Here is a 20,198-nt window from a genome sequence, read left to right on the forward strand (position 1 = left end):
GCAAAGCAAGGCTCGTGGGTGGGCTGCGCCCTTCAGGTCGCATGGGCGAAGCCGCGCCAAGAGCCAAGCGGGGCTGGCGTTCGCGGCCGCCATAGTCATAATTAATGAGTGGGAGACCGGTGATGGCGCAAGAAACGGCAGACAGGCCGGCAAGCGCGGCGGTTCTCGTGATCGGCGACGAGATATTGTCTGGCCGCACGCAGGACGTGAACACGCGCTACATCGCGAATTATCTTGCGCAGATCGGCGTCGATCTTTGCGAGGCGCGAATTGTGCCTGACGACATGGCGGCGATCGTCGAGGCGCTGAACGCGCTGCGCTCCCGCTACACCTACGTCTTCACAACGGGCGGCATCGGACCGACGCATGACGATATCACCGCCGACGCGGTCGCCCGCGCCTTTGGCGTCGACATCGGCGAGGACCCGCGCGCCATCGCTCTGCTTAGGGAGCGCTTCTCGGAAGGCGAGCTCAATCCCGCGCGCCGGCGAATGGCGCGCATTCCAAAAGGGGCGGAGCTCGTTTTCAACGCCATCTCCAAAGCGCCGGGTTTTTGGATCGGCAATGTCATCGTCATGGCTGGCGTGCCGATGATCATGCAGAACATGATGGACGTCATCGGGCCGCAGCTCGCGGCCGGACCGCCGGTGCTTGTCGAAACCATCGAGGCCAACGGCGTTCCCGAAGGCGCGTACGCCGAAGGGCTGGAAGAGATCGCGCGCGCCCATGAGGGCGTGAGCGTCGGCTCCTATCCTGCTTTCACCAGCGCGGGGTTCAGAAATCAGATCGTGTTGCGCAGCCGCGACGCGGCGCTCCTGGGGCGCGCGGCGGAGGCGGCGCGGGCGATGATTAAGGCGCTATCTAAGGAACTCGCGCGCTAAAGGCCGCGACGGCGGAGGCTTGAGAAGATGTACGGGTCCGACAAGATTTTTCCGGTCTCCTGGGACATTTTCCATCGCGACGCGCGCGCGCTTGCCTGGCGTCTCGCCTCTATCGGCGGATTTTCGGCGATTGTGGCGGTGACGCGCGGCGGCCTTGTTCCAGCGGCGATCGTGGCGCGCGAACTCGGCATAAGGGTCGTCGAGACCGTCTGCGTCGCCAGCTATCATGAAGAGACGGAGCGCGGCGAGGTGCAGGTGCTCAAACCTCTAACTGACACGATTCTTGCCCGGCCGAGCGCTGAAGTGCTCATTATCGACGATCTCGTCGACACGGGCGCGACGGCGAAGGCGGTGCGCGACATGCTGGCCGACGCGCATTTCGCCACCGTCTACGCCAAGCCGCAGGGCCTGCCGATGGTCGACACCTTCGTCACCGAGGTCTCGCAAGACACCTGGATCTTCTTTCCGTGGGACACGGGACTGTCGTTTCAGGCGCCGATCGGCAAGCCGGACGCGAAGCCGCGCCGCCGCCTATAAAGCGCTTGGCGTTCTGTTGCGGCGCCGCCTATATACGAACGGCTTGCGGGCGTGGCGAAACTGGTAGACGCAACGGACTTAAAATCCGTAGGGCCGTAAGGCCTGTGCCGGTTCGATTCCGGCCGCCCGCACCAGCCAGCATCTTTCCTGTTTAGCCCTCCATCGCCGGAATCTCCGCCTTCTGTTTGCGCCCCGGCCATAGACAAACCCTGCCGATAGCTATTAGCTTAAGCTAGACAGAACTGTTGTTTATCGTCGGGCGCCAATTTCGGCGCTTTCGAACTTTCAATTTTCAAGGGAAGTGTGTGATGAAGAACGATACATCCTCAATTTTACGATCGCTGTATCGGCTCGCAGTGATCATGGGGGCGATGATCTGCTTTACGCCGTTCGGTTATGCGCAGAATGTCAGCGCCCCAGTGAAGTTCGTCAACACGATCGGCCAGCTCATATATGTCGGAGTCTATGGCCCGACCGGCGCGAGTCTCCTCTCTGGAGTCACGTTCTCGGGCGGGTGTACGGTTGGCGGAAATGGGAATTACTTAGGCGTTCCGAAAGGCGCTATTTGCACGGGCTCGGTAAGCTGGCCTTCCGCGCAGAATAAAATTTGTGCTGACACCACGCCGATGACAGGCTGTACGCCCGCCTCTCTGCAACCGATGACGCTTATTGAAGTATCCGGAACCCCTACGGGCCTCGGATACGACATTAGCGTGATCCCAAGGCATGTGGACTCGAATGGGGTCGCCTGCAACGACCCACAATGGCTTCCAAACTGCCCTTACTACGACAACTCAAACACACAGTCCGTCAGCGGCGTCACCTATAATGTGGCCCAGCTAAATCCCAACCAAGTGAACCCTGCGAACCAACAGAATTTGCTTTCGTCGCCTCCCGGCTACTGCGCCAGCCAGGGTCCTGCGAATTACAATTTTGGAGTTAAAGTTTCCTGCAGTAAGGGCCATGCCGCTTTCGCCTGCGCAGGAACGCCCACATTGGGAAATGCAAAATATCCAAGCAGATGCGGTTACAGCGCACTTGCGCCGACTCTTCCAAATAACTGCAAAGGGAATTTGGGGACGGGCTGCTATCAAGCCTTCTTCAGCCCGATGAGCAACGGCGGCAGCAATCCTACGGGAACAGAAACCGGCGGGAGTCTGTACTACTGCGGCTATCCATCAGGCACAGTGCAGCCATATGACCAATGCGCAAGCCTTAGCGATACGCTCACAATAATCTTCGCTTCGCCAAGGTAAGTCTGGCGCAGGGCTTCGCTGGTCCGCAACTTGCTATCGCTTGTCAGAGGCTGGTTTTCTGAAAGCGACTCTGATGGCGTTCACGACAATTTGTAACACCGGCGCCGTGAGCGAAGGCGGCATGGGCCTCTTTCATGCCGGCAAAAAGAGCGTGCTCCTGGTCTGGCCGACTGGGGGCGAACTCAAAGCCTATCGCGGGCGCTGTCCGCATGCCGACATGCCGTTGAGCGAAGCCACATTCAACGGGAAAACCGTCACCTGTCCGCACCATCAATGGGGATTTGACAGCACAAGCGGCAAATGCGTGACGCATCTCGTCCCCAATGCGCTCCACCCCTATGCGCTTCGTGTGGAGGGTGACGAGATTCAGGTGGATGTCGGAATGATCAAGCCGGCGCGCGCCGGCGCGATTCCGACGAACCACAAGAGTTCAGTTCAATAGGGACGCGGCGCCAGATACCCATCGAATATCGTTAAGGGTCCCATAAGCGTCACTCGCACTGCTGGCGGGTCCACGGGCTTGAAGTGGCGGTCCATGATGCCAATCGACTCGCCGGGATGTGGAAACAACAGAAGGTCTTGCCGCACGAAGGAGCCGTAGCCAAAGGCGATCGCATCGCCGCGGTTATCGGTGATGTTGAAAGCGTCAAGCTGCGCTTTCCACCCATTTTCGAAGCGATAGCCGAGGCGAGCGTTGAGCGTGCCCGCCGGAACGGATTGAATTTGTCCATCCTCGGTCAGCGGCCTCGCGCCAAAATATCGGTAACGCAGCGCGCCGAACCAACCAGTCCTTTCGCCAATCTCAAGGCCGCCGGTGGCGACGACGGTTGGCGCATTGGTCAGATAATTGCCGGGACTATTGCCGCGCACATTCCAGGGGAAGATCGCGTCGTTCTCCGTTCCGCCAGTGACGATGCTGGTGTAGATCGCCTGCTGAACGGCGTCGTGGCCACGAAACCGCGCATGAGTGGCGGAGACTTCGCCGTCGAGGCTGAGCCAAGTCGTCGGCGTGTAGCGGCCGGTCCATTCGAATCCATACCTTCGGCTCGGTCGCCCGAACACGGTGGTGCCTTCGTCGCCTTGAAATAAATTTTCAGAGTCGAAGTCTTGCCACCAGAGGGACAGTGAAGTGTCCAGCCCCTCAAGAAGCGCTTTCGTGCGGACGCCCGCTTCGGCCCCGCGAGTCTTTACGAGTAATGGCGCGGATAGAACCGAACCCTGGTCTGCGAATGGCGTTCCGTTGTGGGGGTCGAGATGCTCAACCGTGCCGCGCGCGTCGGTGCTCTGTAGTCCCTCCCCGAAGTTGAGAAAGAACTCGCTGTTGTTGAAAGGCCCAAGCACTAGGCCCGCCTTCGGACTGCCCATAGTTTGCGAGTTGCTTCCAGAGTTGAAAGGTCTGGTCCAGGCGAAGCAATTCTCGGTATCTATCCCGCTGAAACAGAAGCCGCCGCTGCCGTCCCCGCGGAATGGCGCGCCAAACGGCGTCTGGATGGAATTGACCGATGCTGCGAGATAATCAAAGCGGCCGCCAATCGTCGTGCGCAGCCAGGGCGACCAAAAGACTGTCGTGTCAGTCCATAGGCTGAGATTGCCTTCCTTGATGTAATCGTCGCGAGGCGTATCAAAAGGATTGCGCGCGAAGCTGTCTTGCAGACCGTTGCGGATGTCGTCATAACGCCCCTGTAGACCTACGCGAGTGATGATGGGCGTTTCGCCAACATTCCAATTCATGCCGTGCACAAAATTCGTGCCCAAGATCGTGCGCCGGTCAAAGTTCTGGAACTGATCGCCAAGATCCGGATGTTCCAAAATGCCCGTCGTCATATCCCAAAGGTTGAGCGTCGTGCGGATCACGTAACCTTCGAGGCGTGAAAACGTGTTCTCGTTTGTCTCGCTCCAGCGCGCGGACAGGCTGCAGCGGTTCGAATTGCCATGCGTCGTCGGATCGAGCGTTCCCCAGCGGGAAAGCAGGCCTTCGTCGACCGTACGCTGTGGAATTTGGTCGGTCGCGTTCCAGTGATTGCTGTAGGCCATCGCCGTCAATGAAACGCCATTCGCCTGGGTGCCTTGGCTCCAGCGAATGAAGGCGTTCAGCTTCTTAGTGTTCTCGGCGATTTCCCATGGGCCGTTATAGTGATTGGCCTCGGCCACGGCGAGCAGGTCGCCGCCTTGGACCGCCCAGGATTTTGCAACAACCGAGCGCGCCCAGCCAAAGCTGCCGCCCGTGACGGACAGTATCCCTTCGGGCAGCCGATCGAGATATTGCATGTTTATTTGGCCCGCCGAGGCAAAAATGCCGCCGTCGGCGAAATAGGGGCCCTTTCGCACTTCGACTGTGCTGAAAAGCTCGGGGATGATGAAATTGGCGTCGGCGTAACCCTGGCCATGCGCGTGTGACGGCATATTGATCGGCATGCCGTCGATCCACAGGGCAAGGTCGTTGCCATGGTCGAGCGCGAAGCCGCGGATGAAATATTGCATCGCCTTGCCCGAACCCGAGTGCTGCGCAACAAGCAACCCCGGCACGATTTCGAGAGCTTCGGTCGGTTGGGCAAAGGGTATCGCGTTAACCTGCGCGCCTGTGAAAGTTCTCGCGCTAGAAGATGTGTCGGGCGCTTTGGGCTGGGATAGAGGCGCCCTCGCATCAGCCAAGGACCAGGGTACCGCTGCAGTGGGGCCGAGGTCAGCGCTCGGCGCGCTTGGGGCGCTGACTGATGTTGCCCCTGTGGGGCGTGGTCCGGGTATCATGACCTTCGTAACACGCGCTTTCTTGCCGCCGACGTCGATCGTTGGGAGGCGCTGCTGGGCGGAAGCGGTCGTGCAGGCGAGAGTCAAGGCGAAGGCGCTGACGCCCAATGAGATTTGATGACGGAACATAGAAATTCCTTTGATCGAAGCTCTCGGCGGGCGCGTGTTGTGGGCGCCGGCGAGTATGAACCTCGAAGATGATTGGAAGGGATGCTTCCCGATTGCTTGGAAGCACGCTTGTCAAGGCCGCTGAGAAAACGGACCAGTACTGCAATCAGGATCGAATTGGAGGAGCGCGTGCACGGTTTCCTTTGGAGGATGCTTGTAGCTCTCCAGTGACCAAGACCGCTGAGTTGCGCCGATAGACGACCTGATAGGCGACGCCGACCGACGTCGCTGAAGCCTCAAGAAAAACTCCGCCATCGCAACAGATCTGGCACTGTGAACACGCGTGGTCCCCTTCCTGATTGGAAGAAGGTGAGTCTCGGTCGGCGCCTAAGACGAGGGCCACGCATTTGTGGAGATGCGCGCTAGATGCCTTTGCAGATGCGGCGAGACAAATTTTCTCGTTGCTCGCCGTGATCAGAGCGAGCGCAAGGACGATTAAATAAAGACGACGTGTGAAGCTGCGCATCTGATACCGTGCTCAAGGCCGGTCAAAAGAAGCCTGTAGCGAATTGCAGGCGAGCGTCAATTATCGAATAAATTCCAAATTTGATTTCGCCCGTGTGTGGCCTTTTGGTCACTGATTTTGACAAACTGTTTCTGGGCAGAAACAGTTTGGACACATGCTGCTACACAAAAGCTCCTTTTCTTGTGCTTATCGGCTGTGGCCATTGCCCAAAAAGCTTGCAAGAGGAGAGCATCGTGTTGGTTTGCGACAAGTATGAGTCGCCGAATTTGAGCGTTGTCGGTCTAGCGGAATTGCACCAATTTGGATTGAACGTTCGCGATATTCTCTCTCGTATTAGAGAACTCGATCGCCAGCTCTATTCGCAGACATGCCAGGGCGTAGGCAGCTTGCGCCAATGGCTTCCTATATTCTCGCAAAACCCCGAGACATGGCGAGCAATCCTGGCCGGGAACCGCGATCTTGCAGCCTATTGGCAAACGGCCGTGGTGGAAGACGACCTGTACTTCGGCTTAAAATCGGGCGTGTCTGGCGAAGCGAAATTGCTCGCCTCCCCATATAAAAATTTGAACCAACAAGGAATCTACAACCTCTATTTCGTTTCAATTTGCGTCAGTCCGCGCTTTCGCGGAGTCGAGACAAATTTGGCTTTGATCGAGTCGTTTTTCTCGATGCTCGACCGGCTTTCCAGCAACGGAGTTTTCTTCAAAGAAGTCACCGGGTCCGTATGTTCACCTGACGGCGAGCAAATATGTAAGACGTTCCGGCTCAATTACCTGCGAGACAACACAATCGGAAAAATTTATTCCGGATCGGTTGGAAGCATGATTGACCGATTCAAAGGCCCGCTAAGCGCCCGATTTCCCCGATTGTTGGAGAATTATCAGAGCGCAAGACTTTCCTAGAAGAGCGGCGGGGGAGATAGCATCCGTGATGCAAGGCTAGGAAAAGGTGGCGAACGAACGAATTGATGGTTCAAGACCAAGCTCGCCGCGCTTCTGTCTCTGAAGGCAAAGGGGACCGATTCACGCAGCTTGCCCAGAGCCATGAGATTTTGCGCCTTCGTCGCCCGCCAGCCGACTGCGCCTGCGCCCATAAAGAAAATAGACGGCGAGGCCGATCGCCATCCAGATCGCAAAGCGCTCCCAGGCGACTGCCGGAAGACGCGACAAGAGCCAAAGCGAGAAGCCGATGCCGACGAGCGGCGTGAAAGGAACGAAAGGCGCGCGAAAGCTGCGGCGCGCATCCGGCCTCGTGCGCCGCAGCACGATGATCGCTGAACAGATGACGACGAAGGCGGAGAGCGTGCCGATATTCACAAGCTCCGCTACTTCCTTGATCGGATAAAGCGCGGCGACGAGCGCGGTCAGCGCACCGGCGATCAGCGTTGGCCGATAAGGCGTGTGGAAGCGCGGATGTAGCTTCGAAAACCATGCCGGCAGCAAACCGTCGCGGCTCATGGCGAACCAGATGCGCGCGCAGGCGAGAAGAAAAGCGAGCATAACGCTGATGATGCCGGCGACCGCGGCAAGCGACACGATGAAAGCGACCCAGGGCAGGCCGAGCGACGCGAAAGCGGTCGCAACCGGCGCCGGATTATCGAGCGTGTCGTAGCGCACGACGCCGGTGAGCACGAGCGCCATCGCAATATAGAGGGTGAGCGCCACGACGAGCGACAGAAGAACGGCGCGCGGCACGTCGCGCTGCGGCGCGCGGGCTTCTTCGGCGGCGGTCGTCAGCGTGTCGTAGCCGAACACGGCGAAGAACACGACGGCCGCGCCTTGCGCGACGCCGGAAAAGCCGAAAGGCATGAAGGGCGACCAGTTCTCTATGCGCACATGGGGGATGCCCGCTGCAATCACCAACAGCGCCGCGGCGATCTTTATGACGACCATCGCCGTGTTGAAGCGCGCGCCAAGCTCGACGCGCAGTGTCAGCAAGCCTGCGACGCCAAGCGCGCCAAGGGCAGCGAAGAGATCGACGATGCGGCCCACGCCCGTTCCCGACGCGCCGCTCGCCCATTCAGGAAGCGCGATGCCAAATTGTGAGATGAGCGCCTGCAAATAGGCGGACCAACCGATCGCCACCACGGCGACGACGAGCGAATATTCGAGGAGAAGGTCCCAGCCGATAATCCAGGCGGCAAGTTCGCCGAGCACCGCATAGGCGTATGTGTAGGCGCTGCCGGCGACGGGAATCATGCCGGCGAATTCGGCATAGGAGAGCGCCGCCGCGGCGCTGGCGACGCCGGCGATCAGGAAGGAGAGCGAGACGCCTGGTCCCGCCTGAGTCGCCGCGACGACGCCGGTCAGCACGAAAATGCCGACGCCGATCAATCCGCCAAGGCCAATTCCAGTGAGCTGCCAGACGCCCAGCACGCGACGAAAACCGCCTGATCGGTCGGCTTCGGCTTGCAGCGATTCGATGGATTTGGCGCGCAGCAGCGGAGAGGAAAGCTTCATCAAAGGGCCCGTCGGCAGGCGTATCCGCCACGACGTCCTTAAGCGATCCGGCCGGCGCTGTCATGGACGTAGAGCTTCATGCAGGCCACAAAAAAGAGCGGCCCTACTCGGACCGCTCTCTTGTTCTGTCAAAGGCGATTCAGCCTATTTCTTCGCGGCCTCGAGATGGGTCAGCGCTTCTTCGGCGTGTTTGGTCGCGACATCGGCGTGTTTCTGCTTGCCGTGGTCGATGGCCATTTCGAGATGCGAGATGCCCTGTTTCGTATGCTCGTTCGGCTTTTCGGCTTCGGCGGCCTTGGCATGCTTGAGGCCTTCTTCCGCATGCATCGTCAGAGCGTCGGCCTTTCCAGCCTTGCCTTCCTGGATTGCCTGTTTGGTGTGGGTGATGGCTTCGCCCAAATGATCCTCCGCGTAGGCCAATCGTGGCGCGAAGAAAGCTGCAATGGATAGAGCCAGAGCGGTTGCAAAAATCCTGCGATTCATAGACGTCTCCTCGTTGTTTCGCCGCATGACCGTAAATATGGTCGCTTCGGCTCCCGTATCGAGGGCCTGACCGTAATTCTCAATCGCGGCGAAACGTCCGAGGCATTCAGCTTCGTAGCGCTCTCACTGCCGGTCGGCCGCGTAAAGCTCGCAGCTTTCGCCAAACTCCGCGAGGCCGCCTTCAAGGAATGAGGCGAGAAGCGGAACGCCGAGCAGATAGGCCGATGTGGACCCTTCATGCCGCGCCCGCGCTTGAGCGACAGCCTCGTTCCATTCGCTGGCGGCAAAATCGCCGCGTCCCACCCACATTAGCGCGACCAGTTCGATCTGCTCGTCGATGTCCATGGATTCGATAAAGGACGAAATCTCGTCGCGCGTGGTGGCGAACGCGTCCTCAGTCAAAACGCTGACGAAATGATCATCCGTGGGATTGGAGGCGTCCGCGTCCATGCCCTCGTCTTCGCTTTCAAGCTCGCGCGCTTTGACGGCGACGAAGCAGACCTTGTCCGTATTGATCGTGGGCATCGCTCTTCTCGCCTCTTCGCTAAAACTTGCTTGACCTTCGCCCTTGTGGCGAAGGGACGCCCTTTGCATATATCTCTCCGAGGCGAGATTTTTATAGAGAATCGACGCCACTTTTTTTGGAGCCGGAAATGCGTGTCGGCGCGCCGAAGGAAACCAAAGACAACGAATATCGCGTCGGGCTGACGCCCTCTTCGGTCGCCGAACTTGCCCATGCGGGACATGAGGTCTTCATCGAGCGCGGCGCGGGCGCGAGCGCCGGGCTCTCCGACTTCGATTACGCCGCCGCAGGCGCAAACCTTGTCGACGGCCCCGAAGCTCTCTTCGGCGTGGCGCAGTTGATTGTGAAGGTGAAGGAGCCGCAACGGCGTGAAATCGCCCTTCTGCAGCCGGACCACGTGCTCTTCACCTATTTCCATCTTGCCGCGGACGCTGAGCTCACGCGCGAGCTGATGGCGAGCGGCGCGCATTGCATCGCCTATGAGACCGTCACTGCGCCTGGCGGCGGACTGCCGCTGCTCGCGCCAATGTCGGAGATCGCCGGGCGTCTCGCGACGCAAGTCGGCGCGCATTTTCTCGAAAAGCAGGCGGGCGGCCGCGGCGTTCTGCTCGCGGGCGCGCCGGGCGTGCCGCCTGCTGACGTCCTCGTCCTCGGCGCGGGCAGCGTCGGCGTTCAGGCGACGGCGATTGCGCTCGGCATGGGCGCGAGCGTGCTGGTCGCCGACCGCAACCCCGACGCGTTCCGCCGGCTCGAAACACGTTTCGGTTTCGCTGCTCGCACGATTTATTCGACCCGCGCGGCGATCGCCGAATCGGTGAAGCGGGCCGATCTCGTCATCTGCGCGGCGCTCGCGCCAGGCGCCAGGGCGCCCATCCTGATCACGCGCGACATGCTCGCGACGATGAAGCGCGGCGCTGTGATCGTCGATGTCGCGATCGATCAGGGCGGCTGTTGCGAGACGTCACGGCCGACGAGCCATTCCGACCCGACCTATGTCGTTGACGGCGTCGTGCATTATTGCGTCACCAACATGCCGGGGATCACGCCGCGCACTTCCACTTTCGCGCTCAACAATGCCACATTGCCTTTCGTTCTGGCGCTCGCCAACAAGGGCTGGCGCCGCGCGGTTGAGGACGATCCGCATCTTCGGGCAGGATTGGAGATTTCCGCCGGAAGGATACTTTCCGCGCCGGTCGCCGCCGCGCATGGTCTGCCGCTGTCGTCGAACCTTAACGTCTTGGACAGCGCCGGGGCCGCATAGCGCTTTCCTGTGCTCCTGTGGCCGACGGCCTGCGACCTTTTCGCCTATTTGCTTCGGGAGGGCGTTGCGACGGGGAGAGGTCAATATTGCATTGTAATAATTCGAGCTTACGTCGTGAGGCGCAGCTTCTGCCGGCGGGGCGGTAGAGCTTTTCTCATCGGCGGGCAATTGTTAGACGAGTAGACGCGGCGGCGCCGCGCGGCCCTCATTTGAAGACAGGCGGGATAACGGCATGAGCGCGAGTGAGGACCAGGACCCTGCGGCCAGCAAAAGGCGACGGGCTCCGGCAAAAAAGGGTTCTGCGCGCAAGGCTGAGACGCCGGAAAAAGCTAAGAAAAAAACGCCGACAAAAAAATCTGAAACGTCGAGCCGCTCGGCTAAGGAGGCGGTTCAGACGCGGCCTGCCGGCGCCGGCGCAGTTACGCCGCTTGGCGGTCTTGAGACATTCGCCAAGCTTGACATCGAATCGATCGCCGACAACATGGCGCAGCTTGTGGACCAGGGCCGTAAGGCGCTGGCCGCGGCGATCGGCGGCGCCAATCCCGAGGAGGCGCGCAGCGAACTCGCCGCGAGCGTCGCCGATGCAACCAAAACACTTGGCGCCGTTGCGGAATATTGGCTGTCGAAACCAGAGCGCGCCGCGGCCGCCCAGGCTGATCTTTACAGTGGGCTGAGCGAGATCTGGCGCCAGACGTTGCGCCGCTACAGCGGCGAGGACGCCGCCCCGATCGTCCCTTCCGATCGCTCCGACAAGCGCTTCGCCGGGCCGGAATGGAATGAAAACCCGTTCTTCGACTGGCTGCGGCAATCCTATCTATTGGCGTCGCGCTGGGCCGGGGACATGGTCGAGAAGGCCGAAGGCCTTGACCCGCAGACAAAGGCTCGAGCCGTTTTTTATACGCGACTCATCGCCAGCGCGATTTCGCCATCGAATTTCGTGCCGACCAATCCCGAACTGCTGCGCGCCACGATCGACGCCAAGGGCGAGAATCTCGTCCGCGGCTTGAAGATGCTCGCGGAAGATATTTCGGCGGGCGGCGGCGTCTTAAAGATTCGTCAAAGCGCGGCGCGCAAATTCGAACTCGGCGTTGACCTGGCGAATACGCCCGGCAAGGTGATCTGGCGCAATGACGTGATGGAGCTCATTCAATATGAGCCGACGACGGCGGAGGTCTACGCGCGTCCGCTGCTTATTACGCCGCCCTGGATCAACAAATTCTATGTGCTCGATCTCAACGCCGAGAAGAGCTTCGTGCGCTGGGCCGTCGAGCAGGGCTTCACTGTCTTCATCATCTCTTGGGTCAATCCAGACGAGACCAAGGCGGAGAAGGGGTTTGAAGCCTATATGCATGAAGGCGTGCTGACCGCGCTCGACGTGATCGAGAAGGCGACCGGCGAACGCAAGGTCGCGGCTGCGGGCTATTGCGTCGGCGGCACTCTGCTCGCGCTGACGCTCGCCTATATGGCCGCGACTGGCGACGATCGCATCGACAGCGTCACCTTCTTCGCGACGCAAGTCGATTTCTCGGATGCGGGCGATCTGCAGATTTTCGTTGACGAGGCGCGGCTCGCGGCGCTTGACGAAAGCATGGCGCGCACCGGCTATCTCGAAGGCGTCAAGATGGCCAACGCCTTCAACATGCTGCGGCCGAACGAACTCATCTGGAATTACGTGGTCAACAATTACATGAAGGGCGTCGAGCCCGCCGCTTTCGATCTCTTATATTGGAATTCGGACTCGACGCGCATACCGCGGGCCAATCACTCCTTTTATCTGCGCAGCTGCTATCTCGAAAATCGCCTCGCACGCGGCGAAATGGTCATTGACGGCGTGCGATTGAATCTGCGCCAGGTCAAAATCCCCGTCTTTGAGATCGCGACCAAGGAGGATCATATCGCGCCGGCGCAATCCGTGTTTCGCGGCGCGAAGTTCTTCGGCGGCGACGTGACCTTTGTGCTTGGCGGATCAGGCCATATCGCGGGAATCATCAACCCGCCGTCGAAGGGCAAATATCAATATTGGATTGGAGGATCCGCGAAGGGTCGCTTCGAGGATTGGCTGAAAAAGGCAAAGGAAACGCAGGGCTCGTGGTGGCCGCACTGGCTCGTCTGGGCATCGGCGCAGGCGCCGAAGAAAGTTCCCGCGCGCCCGCCCGGGGGCGGCAAGCTCAAGATCATCTGCGACGCCCCCGGCGAATATGTGCGGGTGGGGGGATAGGTCCCGAATACTCAGGTCTTGATCTTTACCCTGGAAGAACCCCGATCCGCTCCAAGAACCAATAGACGCCGGCAACCGCAATCAGCGCCGAGACGACATAGACAAGTTTTTCGCTGCGTTTGCCGCCCGTCTGCTTGTCGATCAAGAACAGGATCGGCATCACCGCGAAGACGATGGCGATCTGGCCAAGCTCGACGCCGATGTTGAAAGCGGCAAGCGCCGTCACGACGCCGCCTTGCGGCACGCCCATTTCGGTCAGCGCCGACGCGAAACCGAACCCGTGGATGAAGCCGAAGAAGAATGTGTTGCGCCAGCGGTTGTCGACGTCGCGTGAGAAGTAATTTTCCACTGCAACGAAGACGATCGACGCGGCGATCAGCGACTCGACCAGGGTTGAAGGCAAGGTGACGATGTTGAGCGCTGCGAGCGACAGCGTGATCGAATGCGAGATGGTGAAGGCGGTGACGATCTTGACGACCGGCCAGATGCGGGTCGCCCACAGAATGAGGGCGAACAGGAAGCACAAATGGTCGTAGCCCGTGACAATGTGTTCGACGCCGGCCTTAAGGAACTTCCACATCAGCTCGCCGGTCGTTTCCAACGGCTTCGAAAGATCGAGCGGGGGATCGTCCGGATAGAGCATGGTCTGGCCGGCGTTGTCGGTCCCCTCGAGCGTGACGAGGTGTTTGCCTTTCGCGCCTTGTGCGGCGAGGAGCTTCGTCGCGTCATAGAAGAGCGTGCCGGTCGTCGCGCCGCAATCAAAGCGCAGCACGATGAGCGCGCTATCTTGATTGGTCGGGTCTTCGCCGGATTTGACGACATTGGCGATACAGGCGCGGCCGGTCCCGTCGCGCATCGCGACCCGCTTCTCGACAAATTTGCCGATCTCGGCTTCGAGGGCGCCCGGCGCAGAGAGATCGACGCCGATGCGCTCGCCCATCGTGTCCTGGAACATGCGCTCGAGATCGGTGGCGAGAAAGCCGACGTCGACGATATAGACGCGGTTTTCCTTGGGGACGATCTTGCCGGTCGAAATATCGGGCGTGTGCGCTAAGGCCGGGGCCCCGAAGCCGATGCAATACAGAATTGCGGCGGCCATTATCCTGAAAACCCCAGTCATATGCGCTCCCTTTATTCGTGGCCGCGCAACATGCCAAAGGAGCCGGCCGCGGACAAGACAGCGCAAGCGAAAGCATTAATAGGCGCAAGCCTTCGCGCGGCCGGCGCAGGCGAAAAGATTGAAACGCGAATGTTATCGGTCGCGCCCCGAAAACTTGGACGCGCCATGAGGAATTGCGATTAATTTCGCCTGCATAAAGGAGATTTATATCGATGGTGGGGGAAGTAGGACTCGAACCTACGAAGGCTTAGCCAGCGGATTTACAGTCCGCCCCCTTTGCCGCTCGGGACATTCCCCCATCGTCTCGCGCAACGAGACGGCGGCCGCGTTGAGCGCGGCCGGTGAAGCGGCATATGCGGCCCTGGCCGCCCAGTGTCAACCTTAAACTCCCGCTCGGAACCCCATGGCCGCCCGGATGCTGCCCTTGCGCGATCACAGTTAGCAGAGCGACCGCCACTCAGCGGGTTAATGGCGGGGATCCGCGCCGACCGAAGCTGGAGAGGACAGTTGCGCCAGCTCCGAGTCGGAAAAAATCCGCGAGCGCGTCAGGAATCGCAGTCCGCTGCCGTTTTCGAGAGAAAACATGCCGCCTTGGCCGGGCACAACATCGATGACGAGTTGCGTATGCTTCCAGTAATCGAATTGCGCCGCGCCAATGTAGAAGGGCGCGCCGCCGATCTCGCCGAGCAGAACGTCGGCGTCGCCGATAAGGAAGTCTCCTTGCGGATAGCACATCGGCGCCGAGCCGTCGCAACAACCGCCCGACTGGTGAAAGAGGAGGTCGCCATGTTCGCGCCGCAGCCGATCGATCAGATCGAGGGCGGCGGGGGTGGCGACGACTCTTGCCGGACAATCTTCCTTCAAGGCGAACATCTCCGTCGCTTGTCATTCCCGACGCGCGCAAAGCGCGCGATCGGGAATCCAGAGCAAACGCCGGCCTGCCGCGAACGACAGTCCGCGACGTCCCGATGGGAACAATAGCGGCGTCAAAAGAACCCCAGTTTCTTCTCGCTGTAGCTCACCAGCATGTTCTTCGTCTGCTGATAGTGGTCGAGCATCATCTTGTGATTTTCGCGCCCAATTCCCGACTGCTTATAACCGCCAAAGGCCGCATGCGCGGGGTAGGCGTGATAGCAGTTCACCCAGACGCGTCCCGCCTGAATGGCGCGGCCGAAGCGATAGCAACGATTGGCCTCGCGGCTCCACACGCCCGCGCCGAGGCCGTAGAGCGTGTCATTGGCGATGGCGAGCGCCTCCTCGTCATCCTTGAAGGTCGTGACCGACACGACGGGACCGAAGATCTCTTCCTGGAACACCCGCATCCGGTTATGGCCTTCGAGCACGGTCGGCTTCACGTAGAAGCCGCCGGCGAGATCGCCGGCAAGCGTGTTGCGTTCGCCTCCGGCAAGCACCTTCGCGCCTTCCTGTTTGCCGATATCGATGTAGCTCATGATTTTTTCGAGCTGCTCCGATGACGCCTGGGCGCCGACCATCGTCTCGGGATCGAGTGGATTGCCCTGCTTGATTGCGCCGACGCGCTTCAAGGCGCGCTCCATGAAGCGATCGTAGATCTTCTCATGCACCAGCGCTCGGCTCGGGCATGTGCAGACTTCGCCCTGGTTGAGCGCGAACATCACGAAGCCCTCGACCGCCTTGTCGAGATAGTCGTCGTCCTCGCGCGCGACGTCTTCGAAAAAGATGTTGGGCGACTTGCCGCCGAGCTCCAGCGTCACTGGAATCAGATTCTGACTGGCGTATTGCATGATGAGCCGGCCAGTCGTCGTCTCGCCGGTGAAGGCGATCTTGGCGATGCGGTTCGATGACGCGAGCGGCTTGCCGGCCTCAAGTCCAAAGCCGTTGACGATGTTGAGAACGCCTTTCGGAAGAAGGTGGCCGACAAGCTCCGCCCAAACGAGAATGCTCGCGGGCGTCTGTTCGGCGGGCTTGATGACGACGCAATTGCCGGCCGCGAGCGCCGGCGCGAGCTTCCACGTCGCCATCAGGAGCGGAAAGTTCCACGGAATGATCTGCCCCACGACTCCAAGCGGCTCATGGAAATGATAGGCGATGGTGTCGTGGTCGATTTCGGAGATTCCGCCTTCCTGCGTGCGAACGGCTCCGGCGAAATAGCGAAAGTGATCGATCGCGAGCGGAACGTCGGCGGCCATCGTCTCGCGGATCGGCTTGCCATTGTCCCAGGTATCGGCCGTGGCGAGCAGGCCGAGATTGGCCTCCATAACGTCGGCCATGCGGTTAAGGATCACGGCGCGCTCCGCCGGGCTCATTTTGCCCCAGGCGTCTTTCGCGGCATGCGCCGCATCGAGCGCCGCCTCGATGTCGTCCTTGTCTGAGCGCGCGATCTCACACACCTTCTGGCCAGTGATCGGCGAGATATTGTCGAAGACGCGGCCGGATTTCGCGTCCACCCATTCGCCATTGACGAAATTGCCGTAGCGCGGTTTGAACGGCGGTTTGAGCGCGGCGAAAGTTTCGTGCTTGGTCATGGGGCGTTTCCTCTAATTTCGCGTCGGCGGCGCTTTTTATAGGAAGGTAGTCGGAGCGCGGCGTTACGCCAAGTGCGGAGGGCCATGCCACGAGCGCAGGTTTCTTGCGCTTGCCCGCAAATGACCGCGATCAGTCTAGACACGCCTTCGCCAGCGCTTGAAAGGCGCGGGCGCGATGCGATAACGCCTGCGAACCGTCGCCCGGCAGCGCGTGTTTTTCCGCCGACATCATCTCGCCGAAAGTCTTGTCGAGACCGTCGGGTTTGAAGATCGGATCATAGCCGAAGCCCTTCTCGCCTTTGGGCGGGAAGACGAGGTCGCCATCGACGCGGCCTTCGAACTGCTCGATATGGCCGTCTGGCCACACGACGGCGAGCGCGCAGGCAAAATGCGCGCGATAAGGCGGCTTGGCGCCGCGTGCCTCAAGCTCGCGCTCGACCCGCGCGCAGGCGGCCTTGAAATCGCGATCCTCGCCAGCCCAGCGCGCAGAATAGACGCCAGGGGCGCCGTCGAGCGCGTCGACGCAGAGACCTGAATCATCGGCGAAAGCGGGAAAGCCGGAGGCAATGGCGGCGGCGCGGGCCTTGAGCAGCGCATTGCCGGCAAACGTCTTCTCCGTCTCCTCCGGCTCCTCAAGCCCAAGTTCTCCAGCCGAGATCGCCTCGACGCCATGCGGCCCCAGCAATTGTTTGAGTTCCCAGAGCTTTCCAGGGTTATGCGTCGCGATGACGAGCTTGCCGACGATCTTGCGCGAATTCATCAAGTTTCCTCCGCCGCGGCTTTTAGCGCGGCGGCGGGCGCGGCCCTAGCTCAGTTTGCGCCACGAAGCGGGGCGCGAATCGCCAGCCAAAGCGCTGGCGCCTTCTTTTCGCCTTGGACGACGGGCCGGAAAGCGCTAAAAAGTCTTCCTCTTGGCGTGGTTAACCCCGCCTTTACTATGCTTGGCAACGATTGAGGAGCCGAGAAGACGGTTCCGGGAGGCGCCAAGCCAGACGCGGCGAGTTTCGCCGCTCGATTTTTCCCGGACGCAAGGGATGAAATGACCTCAACCATTCTTATTGCCGACGACGATCCTGTTCAGCGTCGTCTCCTGGAAGCTATGACGCGGCGATTTGGTTACGAGGCCGAAACCGTCGAAAGCGGCGAGCAGGCCATTGCGCGACTGACACAGATCGGCGCCAAACCCATCGCCCTACTGATTTTGGACCTGGTCATGCCCGACCTCGACGGCATGGGCGTGCTCACCCGCATGCGGGACATGAAGCTCGCGACGCCGGTGATCGTGCAGACGGCGCATGGTTCGATCGAAACTGTCATTTCCGCGATGCGCGCCGGGGCGCATGACTTCGTGGTCAAGCCGGTCGGCGCCGAACGTCTGCAGATTTCGATCAAGAACGCGCTCTCAGCCGACGCGCTCGCCGACGAAGTGCGCCGCATCAGCCGCCGGGCGCAAGGCGCGCTGACTTTCAAAGACCTCGTCTCGCGCAGCGACGACATGGCGCGCGTCATTCGGCTCGGCCAGCGCGCCGCGCATTCCTCAATTCCGGTGCTCCTCGAAGGCGAGTCGGGCGTCGGCAAGGAGATCGTCGCGCGCGCCATACAGGGGGCGTCGGATCGCAAGGGCAAGCCCTTCGTCACCGTCAATTGCGGCGCGCTTCCCGCCAATCTCGTTGAATCAATTCTCTTCGGCCACGAGAAGGGCGCCTTTACAGGCGCAACCGAGAAGCACACCGGTAAATTCCTTGAAGCGAATGGCGGCACGCTGTTTCTCGACGAGATCGGCGAATTGCCTCTCGACGTTCAAGTGAAGCTATTGCGCGCGCTGCAGGAGGGGGAAATCGATCCCGTCGGCGCCAAACGTCCGATCCGGGTCGATATTCGATTGATCTCAGCGACCAATCAAAATCTCATCGATCGCGTCAAGCGCGGTCTGTTTCGCGAGGATCTTTTCTATCGCCTCAATGTCTTCCCGATCAGCATTCCGCCGCTGCGCGCGCGGCGTGAGGACGTCGCCGATCTCGCCCGGCGCTTTGCCGCGCGTTTTGCCGCCGAAGAAGGGCGCAACATTCGCGGGCTGACGTCAGAAGCGCTGTCGCTGCTGACAAGTTACGATTGGCCTGGCAACGTCCGCCAATTGGAGAACGCCGTGTTTCGCGCGGTCGTGCTGGCGGATGGCGACGAGCTGACCGTCGCCGAATTTCCGCAGATCGCCGCTCATGTCGAAGGCTATGAAGTGCGCGTTCCGCCTGCGCCTGCGCCCGGCGCCGCCGGAACGGCGCAGCGCGAACGCGAGATCGTGCGAGTCGAAATACGAGATCCAAATGCGATGCCGCTGATCGCGGCGAATGGCGAAATGCGCACGCTCGAAGATATCGAGGCGGCGACGATCCGCTTCGCCTTAGCGCATTACCGCGGCCAAATGTCGGAAATCGCGCGGCGGCTTGGGATCGGGCGCTCGACGCTCTATCGCAAGATGAAGGAATACGGGCTGGAGGAAGAATCCGAAAGCGAATCGGAGCCTTCCTCTACGCTCGTCGCCTAGAGCGCTTCGCGATCACATGGACTCATGTGATCGATAAGGAATCGCTCAAAATCAAACGTTGGAGCAGGTTCTCATCGAAAAGGTCTGTCAACTTTTTCGGAACCTTCTCTAGTCGCGGATCTGACGCGACTCCTTCCTGCGCAAGGGCGCTATGACTCTGCTTGACATCGAAGCGACGACAATCGACGGCGCGACAAAGAAGATTGGCGATTACGCTGGTAAGGCGCTGCTGATCGTCAACGTTGCAAGCCGGTGCGGCTTCACGCCGCAATATGCCGGGCTCGAAGCGCTCTACCGCAAATTCGCCGATCGGGGACTCGTCGTCCTAGGATTTCCGTGCAACCAATTTGGCGCGCAGGAGCCGGGGTCCGAGAAGGAGATCGCATCCTTCTGTTCAGCCAATTACGATGTCACCTTTCCCCTGTTCGCGAAGATCGACGTCAATGGCGACAACGCGCATCCGCTCTATCGCCTGCTCAAGCGCGAGGCGCCGGGAATTCTCGGATCTGAAGCGATCAAATGGAATTTCGCGAAATTTCTCGTCGACCGTGACGGACATGTCGTGAAGCGCTACGCGCCGACCGACACGCCAGAGCAGATCGCAAAGGATTTGGAGGCGCTGCTGTGACCGCCATCGACGTGCGGATGATTGAAGACAATGATCCGCTCGTCTTTGAGGCGACTGTTTGCGACGCGGGAAGCGAAACGCGACACCGCGTTACGCTCTCGCGAAATGATTTTGAGCGGCTGAGCGACGAGGCCGATGCGGAAAGACTCATAAACGCGGCCTTCTGCTTTCTCCTCGATCGTGAACCGAAGGAAAGCATTCTCGCGCGCTTCGACGTCAGCGTGATCGCGCGCTATTTCCCCGACTTCGAGCAAAAGCTGCCGCGATATCTCAAGTGAAGGAGTCAATGTCATTCCCCATGCTCGCGAAGCGAGCGATAGGGAAACCAGAACAGCTCCGCGATGTTTGTTGCGGCTCTGGATTCCTGATCAGGGCTTCGGCCTGTCGGGAATGACAAGGTGGAA

The 20,198-nt window shown here is 60.3% G+C and carries 18 protein-coding genes and 2 tRNA genes; 11 read left to right on the plus strand and 9 right to left on the minus strand.

Annotation, left to right across the window (positions count from 1 at the left end; genetic code table 11):
* The first annotated feature begins 122 nt into the window (after window positions 1-122).
* The 5 genes from FEV16_RS00370 to FEV16_RS00390 all read left to right on the plus strand — a co-directional run bounded on the left by FEV16_RS00370 (window position 123) and on the right by FEV16_RS00390 (window position 3,116).
* A complete protein-coding gene (locus tag FEV16_RS00370) occupies window positions 123-881 on the plus strand; it encodes a molybdopterin-binding protein (RefSeq protein WP_138165636.1) in 759 nt (252 codons plus the stop codon).
* Window positions 882-908: 27 nt separating this feature from the next.
* Window positions 909-1,418 (plus strand): xanthine phosphoribosyltransferase, encoded by a 510-nt coding sequence (gpt, locus tag FEV16_RS00375; RefSeq protein WP_138165637.1) that lies wholly within the window; start codon window positions 909-911, stop codon window positions 1,416-1,418.
* A gap of 45 nt (window positions 1,419-1,463) precedes the next feature.
* Window positions 1,464-1,552: transfer RNA gene (locus FEV16_RS00380), tRNA-Leu, on the plus strand.
* A 174-nt stretch (window positions 1,553-1,726) separates the two neighbouring features.
* Entirely contained in the window at window positions 1,727-2,674 is a 948-nt protein-coding gene (locus FEV16_RS00385; RefSeq protein ID WP_138165638.1) for a hypothetical protein, read from the plus strand.
* A gap of 73 nt (window positions 2,675-2,747) precedes the next feature.
* Window positions 2,748-3,116: a Rieske 2Fe-2S domain-containing protein gene (locus FEV16_RS00390; protein ID WP_138165639.1), complete on the plus strand. Its 369-nt coding sequence runs from the start codon at window positions 2,748-2,750 to the stop codon at window positions 3,114-3,116.
* On the opposite strand, the gene FEV16_RS00395 is transcribed toward FEV16_RS00390, so the two are convergent.
* Window positions 3,110-5,422, minus strand: a complete 2,313-nt coding sequence (locus FEV16_RS00395; protein ID WP_246657174.1) for a TonB-dependent receptor — start codon at window positions 5,420-5,422, stop codon at window positions 3,110-3,112. The two genes, FEV16_RS00390 and FEV16_RS00395, sit on opposite strands and share 7 nt — an antisense overlap.
* An 867-nt stretch (window positions 5,423-6,289) precedes the next feature.
* Here FEV16_RS00395 and FEV16_RS00400 point away from each other — a divergent pair.
* Window positions 6,290-6,958, plus strand: coding sequence for a hypothetical protein (locus FEV16_RS00400; protein WP_138165641.1), 669 nt, complete (start codon window positions 6,290-6,292; stop codon window positions 6,956-6,958).
* 120 nt (window positions 6,959-7,078) lie between these two features.
* On the opposite strand, the gene FEV16_RS00405 is transcribed toward FEV16_RS00400, so the two are convergent.
* The 3 genes from FEV16_RS00405 to FEV16_RS00415 form a co-directional block, all read right to left on the minus strand.
* Window positions 7,079-8,515, minus strand: coding sequence for an amino acid permease (locus tag FEV16_RS00405; protein WP_138165642.1), 1,437 nt, complete (start codon window positions 8,513-8,515; stop codon window positions 7,079-7,081).
* 144 nt (window positions 8,516-8,659) lie between these two features.
* A complete protein-coding gene (gene smbP, locus FEV16_RS00410; protein ID WP_138165643.1) occupies window positions 8,660-8,998 on the minus strand; it encodes a small metal-binding protein SmbP in 339 nt (112 codons plus the stop codon).
* A gap of 123 nt (window positions 8,999-9,121) precedes the next feature.
* On the minus strand, window positions 9,122-9,523 hold the full coding sequence (locus FEV16_RS00415; protein ID WP_138165644.1) for a DUF3775 domain-containing protein: 402 nt from the start codon (window positions 9,521-9,523) through the stop codon (window positions 9,122-9,124).
* A gap of 128 nt (window positions 9,524-9,651) precedes the next feature.
* Here FEV16_RS00415 and ald point away from each other — a divergent pair, with 128 nt between their 5' ends.
* Together ald and phaC are read left to right on the plus strand one after the other, a co-directional pair.
* Window positions 9,652-10,782, plus strand: a complete 1,131-nt coding sequence (gene ald, locus FEV16_RS00420; RefSeq protein ID WP_138165645.1) for an alanine dehydrogenase — start codon at window positions 9,652-9,654, stop codon at window positions 10,780-10,782.
* Window positions 10,783-11,014: 232 nt separating this feature from the next.
* Entirely contained in the window at window positions 11,015-13,000 is a 1,986-nt protein-coding gene (phaC, locus tag FEV16_RS00425; RefSeq protein WP_138165646.1) for a class I poly(R)-hydroxyalkanoic acid synthase, read from the plus strand.
* Between the two features lie 25 nt (window positions 13,001-13,025).
* On the opposite strand, the gene FEV16_RS00430 is transcribed toward phaC, so the two are convergent.
* From FEV16_RS00430 to rdgB, 5 genes are all read right to left on the minus strand, one after another.
* Window positions 13,026-14,120, minus strand: coding sequence for a HupE/UreJ family protein (locus tag FEV16_RS00430; protein ID WP_138165647.1), 1,095 nt, complete (start codon window positions 14,118-14,120; stop codon window positions 13,026-13,028).
* A 213-nt stretch (window positions 14,121-14,333) separates the two neighbouring features.
* A tRNA-Tyr gene (locus tag FEV16_RS00435) sits at window positions 14,334-14,418 on the minus strand.
* Between the two features lie 167 nt (window positions 14,419-14,585).
* Complete coding sequence (locus FEV16_RS00440; RefSeq protein ID WP_138165648.1) at window positions 14,586-14,993, minus strand: DUF779 domain-containing protein; 408 nt, start codon at window positions 14,991-14,993, stop codon at window positions 14,586-14,588.
* Between the two features lie 113 nt (window positions 14,994-15,106).
* Window positions 15,107-16,624, minus strand: a complete 1,518-nt coding sequence (adh, locus tag FEV16_RS00445; protein ID WP_138165649.1) for an aldehyde dehydrogenase — start codon at window positions 16,622-16,624, stop codon at window positions 15,107-15,109.
* 130 nt (window positions 16,625-16,754) lie between these two features.
* On the minus strand, window positions 16,755-17,384 hold the full coding sequence (gene rdgB / locus FEV16_RS00450) for an RdgB/HAM1 family non-canonical purine NTP pyrophosphatase (protein WP_138165650.1): 630 nt from the start codon (window positions 17,382-17,384) through the stop codon (window positions 16,755-16,757).
* Between the two features lie 279 nt (window positions 17,385-17,663).
* On the opposite strand from rdgB, the gene FEV16_RS00455 reads away from it, so the two are divergent.
* The 3 genes from FEV16_RS00455 to FEV16_RS00465 all read left to right on the plus strand — a co-directional run bounded on the left by FEV16_RS00455 (window position 17,664) and on the right by FEV16_RS00465 (window position 20,072).
* Entirely contained in the window at window positions 17,664-19,166 is a 1,503-nt protein-coding gene (locus FEV16_RS00455; protein ID WP_138165651.1) for a sigma-54 dependent transcriptional regulator, read from the plus strand.
* Between the two features lie 151 nt (window positions 19,167-19,317).
* The gene (locus FEV16_RS00460) at window positions 19,318-19,794 is read left to right on the plus strand and encodes a glutathione peroxidase (protein WP_138165652.1); all 477 of its coding nucleotides are present in this window, start codon (window positions 19,318-19,320) and stop codon (window positions 19,792-19,794) included.
* Window positions 19,791-20,072, plus strand: a complete 282-nt coding sequence (locus FEV16_RS00465; protein ID WP_138165653.1) for a hypothetical protein — start codon at window positions 19,791-19,793, stop codon at window positions 20,070-20,072. Before FEV16_RS00460 ends, FEV16_RS00465 begins: the two co-directional genes overlap by 4 nt.
* Window positions 20,073-20,198: the final 126 nt, after the last annotated feature.

Origin of the sequence: Methylocystis sp. B8, from assembly GCF_005771425.1 — a bacterium.
Taxonomy (GTDB): domain Bacteria; phylum Pseudomonadota; class Alphaproteobacteria; order Rhizobiales; family Beijerinckiaceae; genus Methylocystis.

Coding starts and splice junctions, on each gene's coding strand:
- FEV16_RS00370 (WP_138165636.1), top strand. CDS start 123: ATGGCGCAAGAAACGGCAGACAGGCCGGCAAGCGCGGCGGTTCTCGTG.
- gpt (WP_138165637.1), top strand. CDS start 909: ATGTACGGGTCCGACAAGATTTTTCCGGTCTCCTGGGACATTTTCCAT.
- FEV16_RS00385 (WP_138165638.1), top strand. CDS start 1,727: ATGAAGAACGATACATCCTCAATTTTACGATCGCTGTATCGGCTCGCA.
- FEV16_RS00390 (WP_138165639.1), top strand. CDS start 2,748: ATGGCGTTCACGACAATTTGTAACACCGGCGCCGTGAGCGAAGGCGGC.
- FEV16_RS00395 (WP_246657174.1), bottom strand. CDS start 5,422: ATGATACCCGGACCACGCCCCACAGGGGCAACATCAGTCAGCGCCCCA.
- FEV16_RS00405 (WP_138165642.1), bottom strand. CDS start 8,515: ATGAAGCTTTCCTCTCCGCTGCTGCGCGCCAAATCCATCGAATCGCTG.
- smbP (WP_138165643.1), bottom strand. CDS start 8,998: ATGAATCGCAGGATTTTTGCAACCGCTCTGGCTCTATCCATTGCAGCT.
- FEV16_RS00415 (WP_138165644.1), bottom strand. CDS start 9,523: ATGCCCACGATCAATACGGACAAGGTCTGCTTCGTCGCCGTCAAAGCG.
- ald (WP_138165645.1), top strand. CDS start 9,652: ATGCGTGTCGGCGCGCCGAAGGAAACCAAAGACAACGAATATCGCGTC.
- phaC (WP_138165646.1), top strand. CDS start 11,015: ATGAGCGCGAGTGAGGACCAGGACCCTGCGGCCAGCAAAAGGCGACGG.
- FEV16_RS00430 (WP_138165647.1), bottom strand. CDS start 14,120: ATGACTGGGGTTTTCAGGATAATGGCCGCCGCAATTCTGTATTGCATC.
- FEV16_RS00440 (WP_138165648.1), bottom strand. CDS start 14,993: ATGTTCGCCTTGAAGGAAGATTGTCCGGCAAGAGTCGTCGCCACCCCC.
- adh (WP_138165649.1), bottom strand. CDS start 16,624: ATGACCAAGCACGAAACTTTCGCCGCGCTCAAACCGCCGTTCAAACCG.
- rdgB (WP_138165650.1), bottom strand. CDS start 17,384: ATGAATTCGCGCAAGATCGTCGGCAAGCTCGTCATCGCGACGCATAAC.
- FEV16_RS00455 (WP_138165651.1), top strand. CDS start 17,664: ATGACCTCAACCATTCTTATTGCCGACGACGATCCTGTTCAGCGTCGT.
- FEV16_RS00460 (WP_138165652.1), top strand. CDS start 19,318: ATGACTCTGCTTGACATCGAAGCGACGACAATCGACGGCGCGACAAAG.